Below are 17,364 nucleotides of genomic sequence, written 5' to 3' on the forward strand. Positions count from 1 at the left end.
AATCGAGAAAAGGCAAAAATCAAAGTAGCCAAAATTCACGCTCAAATCACCGATAGCAGGAAAGACCATTTACACAAGCTAACCACTCAATTAGTTCGTGAAAACCAAACGATTGTGGTTGAGAATTTAGCCGTTAAGAATATGGTCAAAAACCCGAAATTATCTCAGGCAATATCTGATGTAAGCTGGGGAGAAATCACCCGACAATTAGCCTATAAATGCCGTTGGTACGGGAAAAATTACATCGAAATAGATAGATGTTTTCCCAGTTCTAAACGGTGCAGTAATTGTGGGTATATTGTGAAAAAGCTGCCGTTAAATGTTCGAGAGTGGGACTGTCCGAACTGTGGGACTCACCATGACCGAGACATTAACGCCAGTAAAAATATTTTGGCCGCAGGGCTTGCGGTGTCAGTCTGTGGAGCGACCTGATGACCAGAACAGAGTAAATCTGTTAAGGCAGGTGCGGAACCCCGCAAGGGAAAGAAGCAGAAACCGTTCGGACCTCGGCGTGAGCTCGGTCGAACGCTGAGCTCACGGCCGAAGCCTAAATCGTGAGGTTTGGGAATCACCGTCCGTTTACGGCGGTGAGGATGTCAACTCTCCATCGACTCACCCTTAATTAGATCCTATAAATATAGAATCTCTATGCTTTCTTTCTTACCCACTATTCTTTTAGCTCAGTCCGCCTCGGTTCTGCCCCAGATAGAGAGGAAATTAATCACCCAATATCAGGAAGTGCGTCAGTTGCCCGGTCAACTAAATGACGTTCTAGTTTTTAATAGCAATAGTCCCGAAGTGGTAGAAAAAGAGGGAATTCTCCTCTCCACTTTCCCCGGTAAAGGAAAACGTTATCCCATAGCTCATCTCAATCACCCCCTACAAGGACGTTTTGACGTTTTCACCCACCACATCGCCCGTCAAACCGATCCCAATCGCAACCTACACCAGGGCCTGATCGTTACTAATCCCACCTCCAAAAACCTCGTTATCCGCATCCTGCAAGGAGTCAGTTACGTCACCTCCGCCGATGCCCCTTTTGTCGATTTACCCTCTCTGGTGGAAGATCCCAACGGCCGGGTTTTTTCCGGTCCCGGTTCCCGTTTAGCCAGCGATATCATGCGTCGTCGCCATGATACCCAATTTCCCACCCAGATCGTCATTCCCCCCGGCGAAAGTCGGATGCTATTCGATCTGGTTATCCCCAGAAGTAGCGCCCGCTCGACTCTCCTCCGTCTCTACAGCGATGGACCGGTCTATATGGCTAATTTAGCCCTCTACGAAGTTCCCCAAAAAGTCAAAATCGAAGATCGGGAAATAGAAACCTTTCGTCCCCCTACCCTAGAGGAATGGCGTACCCTATTAGTTAGAGGTGATTTGGCCGCCCCTCGCGATTTTCCCCCCACTCCCCCCGATCAATGGTCCCCCGGAAGAAGAAATTTTTATGGTCGCGTGGCCGGAATTTCTGTCGGTTCGGAATGGGCAACCCGCATTGTCGATCCCAAAGGGGGAATTAATCTCACCATTCCTCAACCCGGTCAAGCTTTTGCCTATCCTTTAAGTACGGTGACAGCAGCTACTTTCGGAACCAGACAAATTCAAAGCGCCCCCATGTTAGTGCGTTATCCCGATACGGCTTTCAAAGCTCACGGTAACTACGGTGTTCACTACTATCTGACTTTACCTCTATATAACAACACTAGCAAGACGCAGGTGGTGGCTTTGAGTATTCAAACCCCCATCAAAGAAGACAATTATCTCGATCGCTTGCTATTTGTTGAACCCGTCCAGGGACAGGTATTTTTCCGGGGGGCGGTACGCGTTACCTATCGTAACGCCCTGGGACGCACCGAGGAACGTTTTTTCCATCTCGTTCAACGGGAAGGACAACAGGGAGAAGCTTTAGTACAGATAGAACTTCCCCCCGGCGCCCGACGCGACGTTAATCTCGATTTTCTCTATCCCCCCGATGCCACCCCTCCCCAAGTTTTGAGCGTTAAAACTTTGGAATAGATAGTTTTTCTCGAAAAGTTAACGGCTGATTGTCGGGAAGAATAAGTAAGATAAGTAGGTGGGTATTAAAAACTTTCAGATCCCCCCGCCTATCGGCACCCCCCTTATTCAGGGGGGCAGGGGGGATCGAACCTAAAATCCATTTTTAATTTAATTATAACCAGCTACTTACACTGATATTAATCTCTCTCTGGGAATTAGCCGATGAATATTAGCAAAACTTGCTTTATTTGCTGCTTATTATCTCAATTTTTGGGCAATGCAGCTGCGAGTTTAGCGGTGACTAAACTCGATTTTGATACCGGTCAACCCCTCACAAATCAAGTGGTTAGATCGGGGAAAATTAAGGTACAAGTTAGCTATCAACCCCTCGAACTAAACGAGAGAGTTGATGATAATTTTGATATTAATAATGTTTCTTATAAAATCTTTTATAATGATCGACTTTATCAGGAAAATAGCGGGTATAGTGCCTTTGGACATGGCTATGTTGAATTAAGAGATTTAGATAATAATGGCATCGATGAGATTATCGTCTCCACCTATAGCGGCGGCGCTCATTGCTGCACATCTTTGGTAATTTATACTTGGCAAAAAGATAAATTTATTAGAGAAGAAACGGGTTTTTTAGATGGTAGTGGTGGTTGTTTTGAAGATTTAGATGGAGATAATAATTATGAATTTGTCACCGTTGATAATGCTTTTTTGTATGCTTTTAGTTCCTACGCCGCCTCTTTTCCTCCCTCCAAAATTTATACTTTTCAACAGGGTAAATTAGCAGATGTCACTAGAAAATATCCTCAAGAATTAAGAAAAACTTTAGCAGCAATGTTGAAAGCTTTTCAGTTAGCTAAAAAAGAAAAGGCCGAAGTTAATGGCATTTTGGCTGGTTATGTGGCACAGAAAATTCTCCTAGGAGAATACGAAGAAGCTTGGCAATTTCTCCTCGCTAATTACGATAAAAACTCCGATTGGGGACTAGATATCTATGGCGAAAGTACAGTGATCGGCAAATATCCAGACTTTCCCACTGCCCTGAGAGCTTTTCTCCTGAAAAATGGCTATTTATCTGAAAATGCCAACAATAAAAAAATAGCAAACGCTGTAAACAACTATGTTAAAGAAAGTTAATTGTCTGCGCTCGCTATCTTGTTTCCTCGCTACAATCCTCTGGAGTAGTCCTCTAGGAATTAACTCTAGCCTCGCTGTCAATGATAATTGTCAACTGTCCGAATCAGAAATCCAACAACAAGAAAATCTGCGTCAAACTTCGCCCCAAGAATATAACATTTTATTGCAGAAATATGCTGAACAATTGCGCTTTTGTCGTTCCCGACACTGGTTACAGGAACAGGCGATCTGGTTACGTCTCTACTCCTGTGATACCCGCCCCGGCTCGATCGAAAGTATCCTCGATCGCATCGTGGCCAAAGGTTATAATACAGTTTATCTGGAAGTTTTTGCCGATGGTCAAGTCTTATTACCCCCTAACAATAATCCCACCGTTTGGGATAGCGTCATTAAAAATCCCGGTGCCGGAAATGTGGATTTATTAGCAGAAGCGATCGAACAGGGACATAAACGCGGTTTAAAGGTGTACGCTTGGTTATTTAGCCTCAATTTTGGCTATGCTTATAGCTTAAAACCCGATCGACAGGAGGTGTTGGCACGCAATGGTAAAGGACAGGATAGCACCTCTTTTGTCGATGATCGATCCCAAACTTTTGTCGATCCCTACAGTAATCAAGCGCGACAGGATTATTTAATTCTCCTAGAAGCCATTTTACAACGTCGTCCCGATGGAGTTTTATTTGATTATATTCGCTATCCCAGAGGAACGGGAGTCGATTCCGTTGCTGATGATGTCAAAGATTTATGGATTTTTAGTCCGGCATCCCGACAAGCTTTAATTAATCGAGGATTGAATAATAAGGGCAAATTTTTAATCGATCGCTATCTGACTCGTGGCCAAATTTCCCCTAATGATATCGTCGAAGCCGATCGTCTTTATCCCCAAGAAACTGCCCCTCTTTGGCAAGGAAGAATACCTTTAGAGGAGGAGATGAAACAATCAGTTCAAAGTCGTTTTGATCGCCTCAAATTAGAACTTTGGTTCCTAGCAGTTGCCCATGCTGCCCAGGGTGTCATTGATTATATTAGTTATTTTTCTGCCCTAGTGGAACGGCAGGGAATCCCCGCCGGGGCAGTGTTTTTTCCCGATGGTAATCGTCTTGTGGGTAATCAAGGTTTTGATTCGCGTTTACAAGCTTGGGATAGTTTTCCCGCTTCCCTAGAATGGCATCCCATGTCCTACGCTAATTGTAATGATAGTACCTGTGTAGTTAATCAGATCAAAAGAGTAGTGGCAAGCAGGGGAAATCAAACTCCCGTTATCCCAGCTTTAGCCGGTTTATGGGGACAAACCTATAACAATCGTCCCTCCTTAGAAGTGCAAATGGAAGCGATTCGCATAGCTTTTCCCACCATAGATAGTATCAGTCATTTTGCTTTTTCTTGGCAAGAACCACAATTCGATCGAGCCAGAAGATTTTGTTAAATGTAACCCCATTTACACCTCCACTTTCACTTCCTTTGTCTCTGTTTTTTCTTGTGGTGGGGTAACTATCACAGGTGGCACTGGTTGGGCGGTGTTGAGAGTCGGTGTAATATCGACGTAGTTAATCACCGCCCCTAAAATTTTCACTTCCGCTTCTGTTAGCTGGTTAATTGCTTCACTCAAGAGACTAGAACGAGTTATGGCCGGGCGCGTTACCAGAATAATCCCGTCCGCTAGTTCCTCTAAGAGAAGCGCATCATTACAGCTAGACAGAGAAGGAGTATCAACAATCACCAGATCGAAACGGCCGCGAGAATCTTTGAGAATTAATTGTAATTCACTCGATTCAATCAGAGCTGCCGCTTGTTTGTGCGGACCGGGACTAGGCAAAATGGAAAGGTTTTCAATATTTGAGGCCAGCCGGATCGATTTACTTTTTGCCCCGTAGTAAAGTAGGGGTTCTTCGAAAGAATTAGGATCGGGAGTGACTCCGATTTCTTCGGCCTTAGAAGGATTTCTCAGATCTCCTTCTATTAACAGAGTCCGTCGGCCCGCCAAACCACCAGCGATCGCCAGATTATAGGCAGTGGCGGTTTTACCTTCTCCGCCAGTAATGCTGGTGACAATAACCACTTTCACCTTTTCGCCGCCGCCAATACGTCGCAGGGTACTGCGTAAACGTTCGTAGTAGGGGAGATAATTGGCATTAGCATCGGCGAGAATCGGCTCGATTTCCTCGCCCTCTAAATTCCGGATAATTGGCAATTGTCCCAAGAGCAGGATATCCCGACTGACCAAAGCTTCCCGCAATTCTTGGGTACTGTGCAGGCGATCGTCGATCACTGCTAACAGGAGAATCGTACCCAATCCGGCTAAAGTTCCCAAACCAGCCCCCGCCAAGAGAATCAAGAGACGATCTTTGCGGTGAAACACCTGTTGGATCGGTTGAGCTACCGGCGGTTGGGCGATGGTGAGACTACCCACAGTTTCCGCTTCTGCGGCCTGAGCATCCACCAGAGCATTGAGAATATTCTCGTAGATACCCCGTTGAAAGGCGACGGCTTGGGTTAAACGAGCTTGCTGTAGCTGTTTATCGGGGAATTTCTCGTATTGGGAGCGTAATTGCTTTTCCTGAGTCACTAAGGATTCTAATTGTTTCATTAAACCCTCGCGCTGGGTTTGCAGGGCGACTAATTGAACCGCTAGTTGTTGACGGGTGGCATCGAGATTACTTTGCTGACGGATGCGACTGCTGGGAAGATCAGTCAGGATGCCATCTTTTCCGATCACCTCGGCGGCTCTTTTTTGTAAGAGAGATTCGTTAACTTCCTGTTGTTTGCGTAATTTAACGACGGTGGGATGTTCGGGACGTAAATCCTTCTGTAGTCGATCCAATTGGGCTTCCGTGTCCAAGATCTGCGCTCGGATACTGGCAATAATCGGGTCGGCACTAAGGGCCGAGGAGGTGTAAGCTTGATCGGGGGTTAAATCGAGTTGTTTACTCAGACTATTAATTTGTCCTTGAATACCTTGCAGTTGTAGGCGAATTTCTCGCTGTTGCTGTTGACTGCTGGTGATAGCGGCGAATAAACTCCCATCTTGAATCGCCAATAAATCTGAACCCTGGGTACTAATGTAGCGATAAAACTTTTCTTCGGCTCTGGTTAAATCTTTTTGGACTTCGTTAAGTCGGACACTGAGAGCTTCTACGCGGGCGCGTAACTGGGAAGTATTAAGCCAGCGACTGTATTCCACCATTTCCTTCATCAAGGTTTCGAGAATTAACTCCGCCCTGGGTTTGGAATCGGACGTTAACTCTAAAAGTATCTCTTGGGGTTGATTGCTATTATTTTTTCCCTCCGCTTCACCGGGGAAGGTAATTTTTAAATCTCGATCGCGAACTTTAATGATCTGTTCTTGATTAAATTGCAATTTTTCGGCGGTACTGATCAACACCCGGGGAGACAGCAGTAAATCGAGATCGATGGTTCGTCCCGCTTGTTGCAGTTGGGTTCCTGTACTGGTAAAAGCTGGCGGCGGCACCCGGTAGGCTAATTGTCCCACGGCACGATAAAAGGTGGGGGGTTTCTCAGGATCAGGTAGAAGAGCAAAGCCCACAGAACCGCCTAAACAGACGAAGAATACGAATATTCCCACAAATTTGTTTTGATTTAGCGAGATGAGAAATCGTTCAACAATTGGTAGAGCCATAGCTTTTTAATATATTCCCAGATTCTTTACATTTTAGCGGTCAAGAGTTATTCTCGGCCTTGAAATCGTAGCTTATGAAGTTGTGTTGTTGTGTTAAGGAGTGAGGGGAGCGAGTTGCCCCTCAATTATTGGAAGTTATCGAATTGATTGCTAATGTTGAGAATTGTATTGGTAAAACTGGTAATATCCCGGATGGGTTGGGTAATGATATTAAAAGCGGCGAAAATTTTCCCTAATAGGGTGCGGCTGACAATAATTACGTCTTGATCTTCTAAGGGAACATTTTGGGAGATATCCCCCCTAACTGCCGCGATCGGACTCAAAGTTTGACTAACAAGTCCCCCTTTGGCACTGTCAAAACGGAGCAGGGACACTTCATTGACATTAATCCGCAGGCGATCGGAAACTGGTAAACTAGCCACCACATCGAGGAAGGTACTGCCACTAGGAATCGAAACATTTCTCAAGGCAATTCCCGAAGGAAGTAAGGGAGCTAAAACCCTGATCGTGATACTCTGCTGGGTGAGGGTGGTTCTAGCCACTAGGGTGCGATTATATCCCGTTTCTTGCCCCGCTTCTAACTTGGAAACAATCACAGCATCGCCCCCTTGCAGACGCAGATCTGGCAAGCGGTCTCCTTTAACTAAGGGAGTATAAAGGTCAAGTTTCTCCTCTAATACTGTACCATCGACTAAAACCCGACGGACAACGATCGAACGCAGATCGGCTCTGGGAGTGCCACCACCCGCCGCCAAAAGTACCTGCGCTAGGGAAGTATTAGGAGCAATAGTATAAAACCCCGGTCGCTGTACCTCTCCCAGAATGGTTAACTGCACGGGACGGGCAGCGGTTAAAACCGCAATGACTTCCGGTTCCTCCCGCAGGTATTTTCGCCCCAATTCCAGACGGATTTTAGTTTGTACTTCGTCTAAAGTCAGGCCCAGCACAGGAATACGCCCTAAAATCGGCACCAGAAAATTACCATCGGGATCCACAGGACCTGCGGAATTAAATTCGGGAAAATCGGTAACCGAGACACTAATTTGATCGCCGATATCGAGTCTATAGGTCTTAATTTGTCGGGATTGGGAGTTATTTGGAGAGTAAACCGGTGGACTGTAGCCAGTGGGGGGAATCGTGTTTTCAGGAAAGGTGGGATTAGGCGGTTGGGGGGGTAAAAATTCTAACCCAGATCCGGGTTGAGTCTGGGGTATGGACAAAGGACCCTGGGCTTTGAGGCTCTCGGAGTGAATTACCCATAAGAACCCTGTCAGACTCAACCCTGATAAGACTATGACCCTGGTTCTGAATAAACTAACTGGCAAAAACTTGTTGAGCATGGGTGGAATCATACAGATCTATCAATTTTTGGGTTCTGACGATGATAATTTATTTTCTGGGAGTTTATTCTAGTGGGGGAGGCACAAAGAAGCTATTAGGGGCGAGAAAAGTGCCTTGAGCTAGTTTTTTTAAAGAGATGGTTGGGAGCAGCCTTCATTACTTTTCTTTTTTGGTCTGAGGGAGAAAAGTTAATTGACTTAAGACATTTTGTTCTAAGTAACTTTGCACTTCTCCGGCGACACTGAGAGCAAAGGGAGTGAGAGTTTGCAGTTTTTTCGTCGGTTCTAAAGGAATAAACAAGGAAACGGCTATCCAGGGTACTCTTTGTCTTTTTAATTGCGCCCATTGGTCAAGCCAATACCACACAGAGGGATCGTAATGACCACCACCTAGCCAAGCATACCACTGCACCACGGCAAAAGTGTTTTGTTTCCAGGCACGATAGAATCGAGCCGTGGCCTTTCCCCCCGACTGGGTGGGAATTCTTAGCTCGGTTATTTCCCCCTGATTCCAATGACCAATCGCATTGATATCTGACCATTCTACTGCTGGTTGATTTTTATAGTAAACCTGTGGCTTTAAAAGCACGGTGATCCTCTTGCCATCAGGACTTTCCACCACTTGTACCGACCATTCTCCCTCACCGATTTGCCCTTGGCTCTGGTTGATCGTTTTCAGGTCAGACAACTCGATTCCCGATTTTTGGATGATCTTCATTTTCTGAATATTACCGATTCTCGGTTGATCCACCCAAGACCACTGGCCAGAAATTAAATTGGGCAAGATACCGCCTAAAATCAAGACCAGCAGTAAGCACAACAGCAGTAAATAATTACCCGGGAGCTTTTTTTTGACTTTATCTAACACTAAACTTACCTCGGCTGGAATTTTTTGACTAATCATCCTGGCTACCTTCCTCTTGAGCTAGGGACTGTTTCTTGGCCGCCTCGCGGTACTGCATAATTTGGAAGACCAAAACGATGAGTAATAACATCAAGACGGAGTATAAATCACCCCCCCAGCTATCGTGGAGTAATTTAAAGTTTTCCTCTTGTCCTGTGCCGTGAAACCAAGCTAAAAGCGCGTTACGAACGATATTAGCCCCGACACTAATTCCAAAGGCACTGAGAAGCATAAAGCAGGTTTTACGACCGTTTTCGATGGTATTAGTCCAATGGAGCAGCAGGAGCGTGACGTAAAGACTGGTGAATAACATTTTCAGCCCCGCACAGTAGGGAGCGACTTCCACCATCCGACCTTCTACCGCTACATAGATACCGTCAACGGAGACATCTAAGCCTGCTTGCTGGAGAATAAACCCAGCGCAAGCGGCAATAAAAACCTGTAGGGGTAGGGTATAGGGAGCGATCAGGTAGGGGATAGGATTAGGAGTCGCTAAGGCTGTTAAAAGTAGGGGAAATCCCTGTAATTTAAAACCTTCCGTTCCTTTTAACCAGAGACAGATTCCCGCTAAAATAATCGGAAAAGATATACTAACCCAAAGGGAGGAACCGAGGAGATAAAAAATCGCTCCTAGGGTTAACAAAAACGCTCCGAGGGGGTGGGAGCGATCTTCGAGGCGTTGCCATTTTTGGCGATTCTGCCAGACAATATAGGCGGCGTAGGGAAGGCCGATCAAGCCGTGGCTAAAGTATTCGTGTTCGATGCTGATCGATTTATTCAGCCAACCATCGTACCAATGAAAGATCACCGGACCATAGATAACCGCCAAGAAACCGATAATCAGCCAAGATTGCCGATTTTTGTGGGAGACGGTGGACAAGGAAGGACTAATACCCATCTGAGAGAGCGATTTAGTGACAAATTCTGAATTTATGTTACCCGATGATCGCAGTGATCTGTTCAACCACGATTTCAATCTGCTCCTCGCTGATACCGGGGTACATGGGGAGAGAGACAATTTCTTCACAGAGAATCTCTGCATTAGGAAAGTCTCCCTGTTGATAACCCAGGTAGCGATAAGCCGGTTGCAGATGACAAGGAATCGGATAATGAATGCCGGTTTGAATACCGACGGCAGTTAATTGTTCTTGTAGTTGTTGGCGCTCAACGGGACAATGGGCGAGGATGCGAATAACGTAGAGATGATAGACATGACCGGTCTCGGTTTCGTCTCGTACGGGTAAAATACCTTGATCGGCTAAAGGAGCCAACAGCTGATCATATTGTCTTGCCGCTCGCTGACGGGCCTGATTCCAACTTTCCAGATGGGGTAATTTAACGTTTAAAATGGCGGCTTGTATGCTATCCAAACGGCTATTAGTGCCGATATCAGTGTGGAAATACTTGCTCGGTGCGCCATAATTTCTTAAACTGCGGGCTTTTTGGCTAATTTCGGGATCATTGCTCACTAACATTCCGCCATTGCCAAAAGCACCTAAATTTTTACTGGGATAAAAACTAAACCCCGCCGCCACACCGACGCTGCCGGCGCGATAACCTTCTCTACTGGCTAAATGGGCCTGGGCTGCATCTTCAAAGATAATCAGATTATAGCTGCGGGCAAAATCCTGTAATTGTTGGGGTGATACCATCTGTCCGTACAGGTGTACGGGTAGAATGGCGCGGGTGTTGGGGGTAATGCTTTGGGCGGCCGCCGCGAGGTCAATTAAGGCCGTATCGAGGTGACAATCAACTAAAATCGGTTTGGCTCCCGCTTGTATAACACCCATGAGGGTGGCGACAAAGGTATTAGCGGGGACTAGCACTTCATCCCCGGCACCGATGCCGTAAGCTTGCAAAGCCAGGGCAAGAGCGGCAGTGCCAGAAGCTACTCCCACAGCATACTTGACTCCGCAAGCTTGGGCGAAGGCGGTTTCAAATGCGGCTAAAGCTTGGCCTAAAACAAAATCTCCCCGGTCGATAACTGTTTGGATTGCCTCGGTAATTTTTGCTTGTAGGGGCTGATTTTGCCAAGTTAAATCGACAAAGGGAACTTTGATTAAATTGGAATTCATCTAGTGCTTGTTTATGGAGATATTAATTATTAAGTATCAAGAGACTAGCATATATTTGAGCAAGTTGGCTAGATTTGTAGGCACTCTTGTCCTTTGTGTGATGGGGAGGTTTTACTCATTGAATCTGTCCTCTTCTCTGTGTTCTTCGTGCCTCTGTGGTTTATTTTTAACCCTTCTGGGATAACCTAAGAAAAAGTATCTAGGGGGCTAAAGCAAGAGAGCCGATTGGTATTCAGGGGGTTTGGCCTTGACTTGGCCAAAAGAATCAAGTTGACTGCCTAGCTATTTATTTTTGCCGCCAAACTTTGAAGATAATTACTAGGCAGAGGAGAATATAAGCAGAAGTTAATAAACCGTTTAAGTATAAAAAGCGAAAACTCAAGGTTTGGTCGCTGAAAGTAGCCCCAGTCCAGAGGAAAGCGTAAAAAAGTAGCCATCCTAGCGTTAAATTCAGGGATAAGCGACTAATTTGCCCTTGTTCTCCTTTTCTTTCCCCTCGATACCATGTCCAAGCGGAGGGAATCACTCCTAGAAAGGGAATTAGATATAACATTAATTGCAGGCGCTCTAATTTGCGATCGCCGAAAGGATCGTGATTAATCATGGTATTTTTCCGATAGAACTGGTTATTATGAGTGATTTTCCCGCTTTAACGGCGTTAATTCTGGCTGGTGGTCAAAGTTCCCGTATGGGACGAGATAAAGCATTGTTATCTTTTCAGGGTCTCTCTTTTCTGGAGAATATCTGTTTAATTGCCCAAGATTGTGCCGTACAAGTGTCTGTGATTACGCCTTGGCCGGAACGTTACCAGCTGATCATTCCCCAATGCTGCCAGATAATTAACGAACCTCTCCCCACTAGGGGGCCTTTATTGGCCTTTGCCTTGGCATTAACTTTTGTATCAACCGATTGGGTTTTATTGCTCCCTTGCGATTTACCTTTACTAACGCCCCCAATTATTCAAGCATGGTCAAGATTATTAGACACTGTACCAGAAAATGCCATCGCTTTGGTTCCCCGGTGCAGCGATCGTTGGGAACCTCTCTGTGCTTTCTATCATCGTCGTTGTTTAGCATCTTTGCAGAGTTATATTCAGCAAGGGGGAACTTCTTTTCAAAAATGGTTAAATGTGTCTGTGGTGGAGGAATTAATCATCGATAATTCCGAGATTTTATTTAACTGTAATACCCCAGAAGATTTAGAGATAATAATAAACTCCCCAGATGTTGGCCGTAAGAAAACCTAGCACAAAAGGGAGTAAAAGTAAAGATATCGGCCAAGAAATATTGGATAAATGGCGATAACCATAGTAGAGCATTCCGGTTAGATAACCGCCGGTTACACCGATAATTGCGCCGATAATATCGCTATTTATGGATAAATAGGAAGTGAGCAAAATGACGAAGGAAAAGGGCAAAACTATTAGGCCAGCTAAAAATATATCGCCAGTAAAACTACCATATTTATTACTTAATTTTCTGCCAAACCAACTAGATAAAGTCAGAATAATAAAAGGAAATACTGCCCAGCCTAATAACAGCAAAAACTCAGATTTAACTGTCCAGTTTTGCCAAGTCACAGCGATGAAAAAACTGCTGATTATTGCTGCCAATACTCCCGTAGCTAAAGCCTGATTACGGTTGGACTTTAAAAAAGCCTCTGCCATACCAGTCTTTGGTTTTAGCAAAGATGAGCAAGAGATTTTCAGCAAATCAAAAACAATAAAAATAGTTTTTGACCACTTGATTGATTGCTGTTGTCGATAACTTTTCTGAGGGTCTCTTAATTTATTTTCAATGGCATAATAGCGGCGAAAATTTCCCTGTTGCTTAAATTTCTTGGCCGCTATTTGGAAATCTTTTCGTGCTGCTGGCAGTTCCGAGAGTTCCTCTAGAGCCAATCCTCTTTGATAATAGAATTGGGGGTTATCTGGGTCAATGGCGATTGCTTTTCTATAAGCTTCTAGGGAGGATTGGGTGTAACCGAGTCGTTGACGAGATAAACCGAGGTAATAGTAAGCTTGGGAACAATCGGGTTTTAACTGCAAAACTTGCCGACAATCGCTTAAAACTTGCCGATCCTGCTGATTATGGTAGTAAACTTCCGCCCGTTGCAGATAGGCCTGCCAAAATTGCGGATTAATTGCGATCGCTTGCTGGTAAAATGCGATCGCTAGTTGATAATTTTTCTCTTGAGCGTAGTGCCATCCCTGTTGATAAAAATCCTCGGCACTGGGGTTAAAAGTGGGTATTTCTGGGGATAAATTGCGATCATACTCTTTTCTTTGCCCTTTATCGCTCAAAACCCGATAAGCTTGTTCAATTTCCCGAAATTTTCTGACTGCCTCTGGATCATTGGGATTATAATCGGGGTGATATTGCCGGGCCAGACGACGAAAAGCGGCTTTTATCTGATTATTGCTGGCATTACGGGGAATTTGCAGGACTTCATAGTAATTTTTCATACTCGAATGGGGGGGGGAATTTTCAACTACTGAAAATTGTTGCCAATGGCTCGCCGAAACGACTATCATTGTCAATTAAATAGCTTTTATTGAGAGTTGATCGCTTATGTCTGCCTACACTGCTTCCTCCCTGAAAGCGGAACTCAACGCGCGGGGGTGGCGCTTAACTCCCCAGCGAGAGAAAATTCTGCACGTTTTCCAGAATTTACCGAAAGGCAATCATCTCAGTGCTGAGGAATTGCAGGAATTACTGGACAAACGGGGGGAGGGAATTAGTTTATCGACGATTTACCGCAGTGTTAAACTAATGTCGCGGATGGGAATTTTGCGGGAGTTAGAATTGGCCGAAGGTCATAAACACTACGAACTCAATCAACCCTATCCCCACCACCATCATCATTTGGTCTGTATTCAGTGTAATAAAACCATCGAATTTAACAATGATTCCATTCTCAAACACAGTCTCAAACAGTGTGAGAAAGAGGGTTTTCAGTTAATTGACTGTCAGTTAACAGTGATGGCCATCTGTCCGGAAGCTTTGCGGATGGGTTGGCCGTCGGGAATACCGAGTAATTGGGGTTGCACCCGTTCGCTGGTGGATACTCGTTTCCAAAACTGCGAGATTCCCGAATCAAAGGAACCGGAACCAGAAAACTAGACATCTAAGCGGACATTCCCAACTGAAAACCGAGAGCCTTTTTCTGCATTAATTGGAAAATATTATAAAATCCGTTGGCGCGGGAAGGGGTAAGGCTGACTTTTAAACCGGTTTCTTCGATAAAATCTGGGGTGACTTGCAGGATTTCTGTGGGAGTCAGTCCATTTAAACCCTCGATTAACAAAGCAACTAAACCCTTGACTAATTGTGCGTCGGAATCCCCTTTGTACCAAACCTGGCCATTTTCGAGGTCGGCAGTGATATAAACTTGGGATACACAGCCATGAACTTTATTAGCGGGTATTTTGGCAGATTCTGGTATTGGTTCTAGTTTTTTAGCAAAAGCTAGTAATTGTTCGTATTTTTGCTTAGGATCGGTACGACGTTTGAGGCGTTCGACGATGCGATCGAGATTAGACGGGAACATATTGCGAGTTAAAATAGGAAAAAATTAGCCAATAGCTTTTTTATATTAGCATTCTCGCGGAAGTTGAGTGCTGTGGTTATCGGTGTCAGGGTAGTGGGAGTCAAACACGATACCGGCGAAAGGGGAAGATTAAGCTATGTTCTCTGGGAAGAAGCTTATATTATGCCGATATTGGCCTTGGAAGTGATTTCTGAGCAATATAATGGGGAATATGAGGGAAAGTTAGCGGATTATCAAACCCTAGGCGTTCTCTACTATGCAATTTATAATCCCTTGAGCGGTAGAAGGGGAAGGTTTAAAAATAGAGAGAGATTAGCGGTTTATAAGCTTATAGCGGGGAAATACGAGCTTTTAGAGCCTGAAAATAATCGGGTATGGTTGCCAGAAATCGGGTTAGCCTTGGGATATGAGCAGGGAGAACATATCGCTTGGGTGCGAGAATGGCTGTATTGGTATGATCGATCGGGAAATCGCTATTTAACCGCAGAGGAAAGGGCGAGGGCAGCAGCGGCAATGGCCGAGCAAGCAAGTTTGATCGCCCAGCAAGAACGTTTAGCCAAACAGGAAGCGGAACAAAAAGCCCAACGACTAGCGGAAAGACTAAGAGCGCTGGGGATCAATCCGGATGAAGTTTAGGGGTGGGGTTCCTCGGCAATTTTAGGGGATTAATCGCGTAATAATTCCGGTTCGGTTAATTCGTCGGTCATTTCCATCAGGGCCCGTTGGACGGGTTTAATCATCGGGTCGTCGATATTTTCTACGGTATCGTAGCGGACGCGTTTAGCCCGTCTAGCGACTTGCACGACGATCGAGTAACGATTGCTGGCCGCATTCATCAGTTTATCGGTGAGATAAATCATCTCGGAGGAGTCGAATTTAAACCGTTTGGACATAGTTATATTTAGCCTTGTCTGGTGAATTTGGCACTTGTCACTGATAGTAGTTTAGTGATAAGTTTTATTACTCAGTCCACCTTACCATATTTTGTCAACCTTAAGGATAGGGTGATCCTTGATCTCGATCGGATTTTGTCAACTACTTTTTACAAAACTTAAATCAATTTTATACAAGTTTAAAAATATACAAATAAAGAGATAAATTTTGAAATAAATAAACCCAAAAAAGGGACACAATCGCGGTGGCTGTAAATATACTTGAACATATAATGCAAAGTAATCTTTGCTACATATATACCCAATTAAATGGCTGAGTTATTTTATGTCCACCACCATCAGAACTCAAGACAATCTCTCCGCTTGGGAGCGGTTTGGTCAGTGGATCACCAGCACTAATAACCGTCTCTATATAGGTTGGTTCGGTGTCATCCTGATCCCGACGATCTTAACCGCTACCATCTGCTATATTATCGCCTTTATTGCCGCTCCTCCTGTCGATATCGACGGTATTCGCGAGCCGGTTTCTGGCTCCTTACTCTACGGTAATAACATCATTTCTGGTGCGGTAGTCCCTTCCTCCAATGCTATCGGTTTGCACTTCTATCCCATCTGGGAAGCGGCCAGTTTAGACGAATGGCTGTATAACGGTGGTCCCTACCAATTAGTGGTTTTCCACTTCCTCATTGGGATTTTCTGCTGGATGGGTCGTCAGTGGGAACTGAGCTACCGTTTAGGAATGCGTCCCTGGATCTGTGTGGCTTATTCGGCCCCTGTATCGGCTGCTACTGCTGTTTTCCTAATCTATCCGATTGGACAGGGTTCTTTCTCCGATGGTATGCCTTTGGGAATCTCTGGAACCTTCAACTTTATGATCGTGTTCCAAGCGGAACATAATATCCTCATGCACCCCTTCCATATGTTGGGTGTTGCGGGTGTCTTTGGTGGTTCTCTCTTCTCCGCTATGCACGGTTCCTTGGTGACTTCCTCCCTCGTCCGGGAAACTTCCGAATCGGAATCGCAAAACTACGGTTACAAATTCGGTCAAGAAGAAGAAACCTACAATATTGTCGCCGCTCACGGTTACTTTGGACGCTTAATCTTCCAATACGCTTCCTTTAACAATAGCCGCAGCCTACACTTCTTCCTGGGAGCTTGGCCGGTGGTGGGGATCTGGTTCACCGCTATGGGTATCTCAACCATGGCTTTTAACCTCAACGGTTTCAACTTTAACCAGTCGATTATCGATTCCCAGGGACGTGCGGTCGCAACGCGCTCGCTACGCGAGACCGCAACTTGGGCGGATGTGATCAACCGCGCTAACATTGGTTTTGAAGTGATGCACGAACGCAACGCTCATAACTTCCCCCTCGATTTAGCTTCCAGTGATGCTATGCCCATGGACTTGACAGCGCCGGCGATCGATGGTTAAAAATAAACAGATGTTGGATCCCCATCCAACATCCGCATTCTAACTCTGCACACATTTTGCTAAGTCCTCATGATAAGTCAAAAAACGCTTCCTTTTTGGGGGCGTTTTTATTTATTCGATTGAAAAAACCGATGACAATCATTACTAAAGCTGATAAGAAAGGGGGAAGTGGGGTGTGGGGTGTAGGGTGTAGGGTGTAGGGTGTAGGGTGTAGGGTGTAGGGTGTAGGGTGTGGGGTGTGGGGAGAATAAAGCTGCCTATTGCCTATTGCCTATTGCCTATTGCCTATTGCCTATTGCCTATTGCCTATTGCCTATTGCCTATTGCCTATTGCCTATTGCCTATTGCCTATTGCCTATTGCCTATTGCCTATTGCCTATTGCCTATTGC

Annotated in this window: 15 protein-coding genes and 2 pseudogenes; 8 read left to right on the forward strand and 9 right to left on the reverse strand. The window is 45.2% G+C overall.

The window, feature by feature from the left end:
- The 4 genes and pseudogenes from O9334_RS10640 to O9334_RS10655 all read left to right on the forward strand — a co-directional run.
- Positions 1-558 (forward strand): annotated as a pseudogene (locus O9334_RS10640) (RNA-guided endonuclease TnpB family protein); the annotation flags it as partial.
- Between the two features lie 90 nt (positions 559-648).
- Positions 649-2,013, forward strand: coding sequence for a DUF3370 domain-containing protein (locus O9334_RS10645; RefSeq protein ID WP_045357209.1), 1,365 nt, complete (start codon positions 649-651; stop codon positions 2,011-2,013).
- Positions 2,014-2,217: 204 nt separating this feature from the next.
- Positions 2,218-3,144, forward strand: coding sequence for a hypothetical protein (locus O9334_RS10650; RefSeq protein WP_288000257.1), 927 nt, complete (start codon positions 2,218-2,220; stop codon positions 3,142-3,144).
- Positions 3,128-4,570: a family 10 glycosylhydrolase gene (locus tag O9334_RS10655; protein WP_045357214.1), complete on the forward strand. Its 1,443-nt coding sequence runs from the start codon at positions 3,128-3,130 to the stop codon at positions 4,568-4,570. The genes O9334_RS10650 and O9334_RS10655 overlap by 17 nt, the downstream gene beginning before the upstream one ends.
- A gap of 12 nt (positions 4,571-4,582) precedes the next feature.
- Here O9334_RS10655 and O9334_RS10660 read toward each other — a convergent pair whose 3' ends face one another.
- The 6 genes from O9334_RS10660 to O9334_RS10685 all read right to left on the reverse strand — a co-directional run bounded on the left by O9334_RS10660 (position 4,583) and on the right by O9334_RS10685 (position 11,704).
- Entirely contained in the window at positions 4,583-6,781 is a 2,199-nt protein-coding gene (locus O9334_RS10660) for a GumC family protein (RefSeq protein ID WP_190380621.1), read from the reverse strand.
- A 125-nt stretch (positions 6,782-6,906) separates the two neighbouring features.
- Positions 6,907-8,121, reverse strand: a complete 1,215-nt coding sequence (locus tag O9334_RS10665; protein ID WP_288000258.1) for a polysaccharide biosynthesis/export family protein — start codon at positions 8,119-8,121, stop codon at positions 6,907-6,909.
- A gap of 157 nt (positions 8,122-8,278) precedes the next feature.
- A complete protein-coding gene (locus O9334_RS10670; protein ID WP_045357218.1) occupies positions 8,279-9,025 on the reverse strand; it encodes a cyanoexosortase B system-associated protein in 747 nt (248 codons plus the stop codon).
- Positions 9,018-9,923 carry a cyanoexosortase B gene (crtB, locus tag O9334_RS10675; RefSeq protein WP_045357222.1) on the reverse strand — a complete coding sequence of 302 codons (906 nt, stop codon included), beginning with the start codon at positions 9,921-9,923 and terminating at the stop codon, positions 9,018-9,020. The genes O9334_RS10670 and crtB overlap by 8 nt, the downstream gene beginning before the upstream one ends.
- A 37-nt stretch (positions 9,924-9,960) precedes the next feature.
- Positions 9,961-11,100 (reverse strand): DegT/DnrJ/EryC1/StrS family aminotransferase, encoded by a 1,140-nt coding sequence (locus tag O9334_RS10680; protein ID WP_288000259.1) that lies wholly within the window; start codon positions 11,098-11,100, stop codon positions 9,961-9,963.
- A 286-nt stretch (positions 11,101-11,386) separates the two neighbouring features.
- Positions 11,387-11,704 (reverse strand): hypothetical protein, encoded by a 318-nt coding sequence (locus O9334_RS10685; RefSeq protein WP_002736090.1) that lies wholly within the window; start codon positions 11,702-11,704, stop codon positions 11,387-11,389.
- Positions 11,705-11,731: 27 nt separating this feature from the next.
- Between O9334_RS10685 and O9334_RS10690 the strand changes: the two genes are divergently transcribed.
- Positions 11,732-12,346: a molybdenum cofactor guanylyltransferase gene (locus tag O9334_RS10690; protein WP_002737829.1), complete on the forward strand. Its 615-nt coding sequence runs from the start codon at positions 11,732-11,734 to the stop codon at positions 12,344-12,346.
- Here the strand turns inward: O9334_RS10690 and O9334_RS10695 are convergent.
- On the reverse strand, positions 12,299-13,564 hold the full coding sequence (locus tag O9334_RS10695; protein WP_002735645.1) for a DnaJ domain-containing protein: 1,266 nt from the start codon (positions 13,562-13,564) through the stop codon (positions 12,299-12,301). The genes O9334_RS10690 and O9334_RS10695 overlap by 48 nt on opposite strands.
- Positions 13,565-13,670: 106 nt before the next feature.
- Between O9334_RS10695 and O9334_RS10700 the strand changes: the two genes are divergently transcribed.
- Entirely contained in the window at positions 13,671-14,222 is a 552-nt protein-coding gene (locus O9334_RS10700; protein WP_002737956.1) for a ferric uptake regulation protein, read from the forward strand.
- Between the two features lie 4 nt (positions 14,223-14,226).
- Here the strand turns inward: O9334_RS10700 and O9334_RS10705 are convergent, their stop codons facing one another.
- Positions 14,227-14,649, reverse strand: coding sequence for a SufE family protein (locus O9334_RS10705; RefSeq protein ID WP_045357226.1), 423 nt, complete (start codon positions 14,647-14,649; stop codon positions 14,227-14,229).
- 81 nt (positions 14,650-14,730) lie between these two features.
- Between O9334_RS10705 and O9334_RS10710 the strand changes: the two are divergent.
- Positions 14,731-15,285: pseudogene (locus O9334_RS10710) on the forward strand (Uma2 family endonuclease); the annotation flags it as partial.
- 29 nt (positions 15,286-15,314) lie between these two features.
- On the opposite strand, the gene O9334_RS10715 reads toward O9334_RS10710, so the two are convergent.
- Positions 15,315-15,542, reverse strand: coding sequence for a DNA-directed RNA polymerase subunit omega (locus O9334_RS10715; RefSeq protein WP_002761217.1), 228 nt, complete (start codon positions 15,540-15,542; stop codon positions 15,315-15,317).
- Between the two features lie 325 nt (positions 15,543-15,867).
- Here O9334_RS10715 and psbA point away from each other — a divergent pair, with 325 nt between their 5' ends.
- Positions 15,868-16,974: a photosystem II q(b) protein gene (gene psbA, locus O9334_RS10720; RefSeq protein WP_045357228.1), complete on the forward strand. Its 1,107-nt coding sequence runs from the start codon at positions 15,868-15,870 to the stop codon at positions 16,972-16,974.
- The last annotated feature ends 390 nt before the right edge of the window (positions 16,975-17,364 follow it).

The organism is Microcystis sp. LE19-8.1F, from assembly GCF_027531715.1.
Classification (GTDB): Bacteria; Cyanobacteriota; Cyanobacteriia; order Cyanobacteriales; family Microcystaceae; genus Microcystis; species Microcystis wesenbergii_A.

Bases quoted from the DNA above. Each gene is read 5' to 3' on its own strand.
- O9334_RS10645 (WP_045357209.1), top strand. From the start codon at position 649: ATGCTTTCTTTCTTACCCACTATTCTTTTAGCTCAGTCCGCCTCGGTT.
- O9334_RS10650 (WP_288000257.1), top strand. From the start codon at position 2,218: ATGAATATTAGCAAAACTTGCTTTATTTGCTGCTTATTATCTCAATTT.
- O9334_RS10655 (WP_045357214.1), top strand. From the start codon at position 3,128: ATGTTAAAGAAAGTTAATTGTCTGCGCTCGCTATCTTGTTTCCTCGCT.
- O9334_RS10660 (WP_190380621.1), bottom strand. From the start codon at position 6,781: ATGGCTCTACCAATTGTTGAACGATTTCTCATCTCGCTAAATCAAAAC.
- O9334_RS10665 (WP_288000258.1), bottom strand. From the start codon at position 8,121: ATGCTCAACAAGTTTTTGCCAGTTAGTTTATTCAGAACCAGGGTCATA.
- O9334_RS10670 (WP_045357218.1), bottom strand. From the start codon at position 9,025: ATGATTAGTCAAAAAATTCCAGCCGAGGTAAGTTTAGTGTTAGATAAA.
- crtB (WP_045357222.1), bottom strand. From the start codon at position 9,923: ATGGGTATTAGTCCTTCCTTGTCCACCGTCTCCCACAAAAATCGGCAA.
- O9334_RS10680 (WP_288000259.1), bottom strand. From the start codon at position 11,100: ATGAATTCCAATTTAATCAAAGTTCCCTTTGTCGATTTAACTTGGCAA.
- O9334_RS10685 (WP_002736090.1), bottom strand. From the start codon at position 11,704: ATGATTAATCACGATCCTTTCGGCGATCGCAAATTAGAGCGCCTGCAA.
- O9334_RS10690 (WP_002737829.1), top strand. From the start codon at position 11,732: ATGAGTGATTTTCCCGCTTTAACGGCGTTAATTCTGGCTGGTGGTCAA.
- O9334_RS10695 (WP_002735645.1), bottom strand. From the start codon at position 13,564: ATGAAAAATTACTATGAAGTCCTGCAAATTCCCCGTAATGCCAGCAAT.
- O9334_RS10700 (WP_002737956.1), top strand. From the start codon at position 13,671: ATGTCTGCCTACACTGCTTCCTCCCTGAAAGCGGAACTCAACGCGCGG.
- O9334_RS10705 (WP_045357226.1), bottom strand. From the start codon at position 14,649: ATGTTCCCGTCTAATCTCGATCGCATCGTCGAACGCCTCAAACGTCGT.
- O9334_RS10715 (WP_002761217.1), bottom strand. From the start codon at position 15,542: ATGTCCAAACGGTTTAAATTCGACTCCTCCGAGATGATTTATCTCACC.
- psbA (WP_045357228.1), top strand. From the start codon at position 15,868: ATGTCCACCACCATCAGAACTCAAGACAATCTCTCCGCTTGGGAGCGG.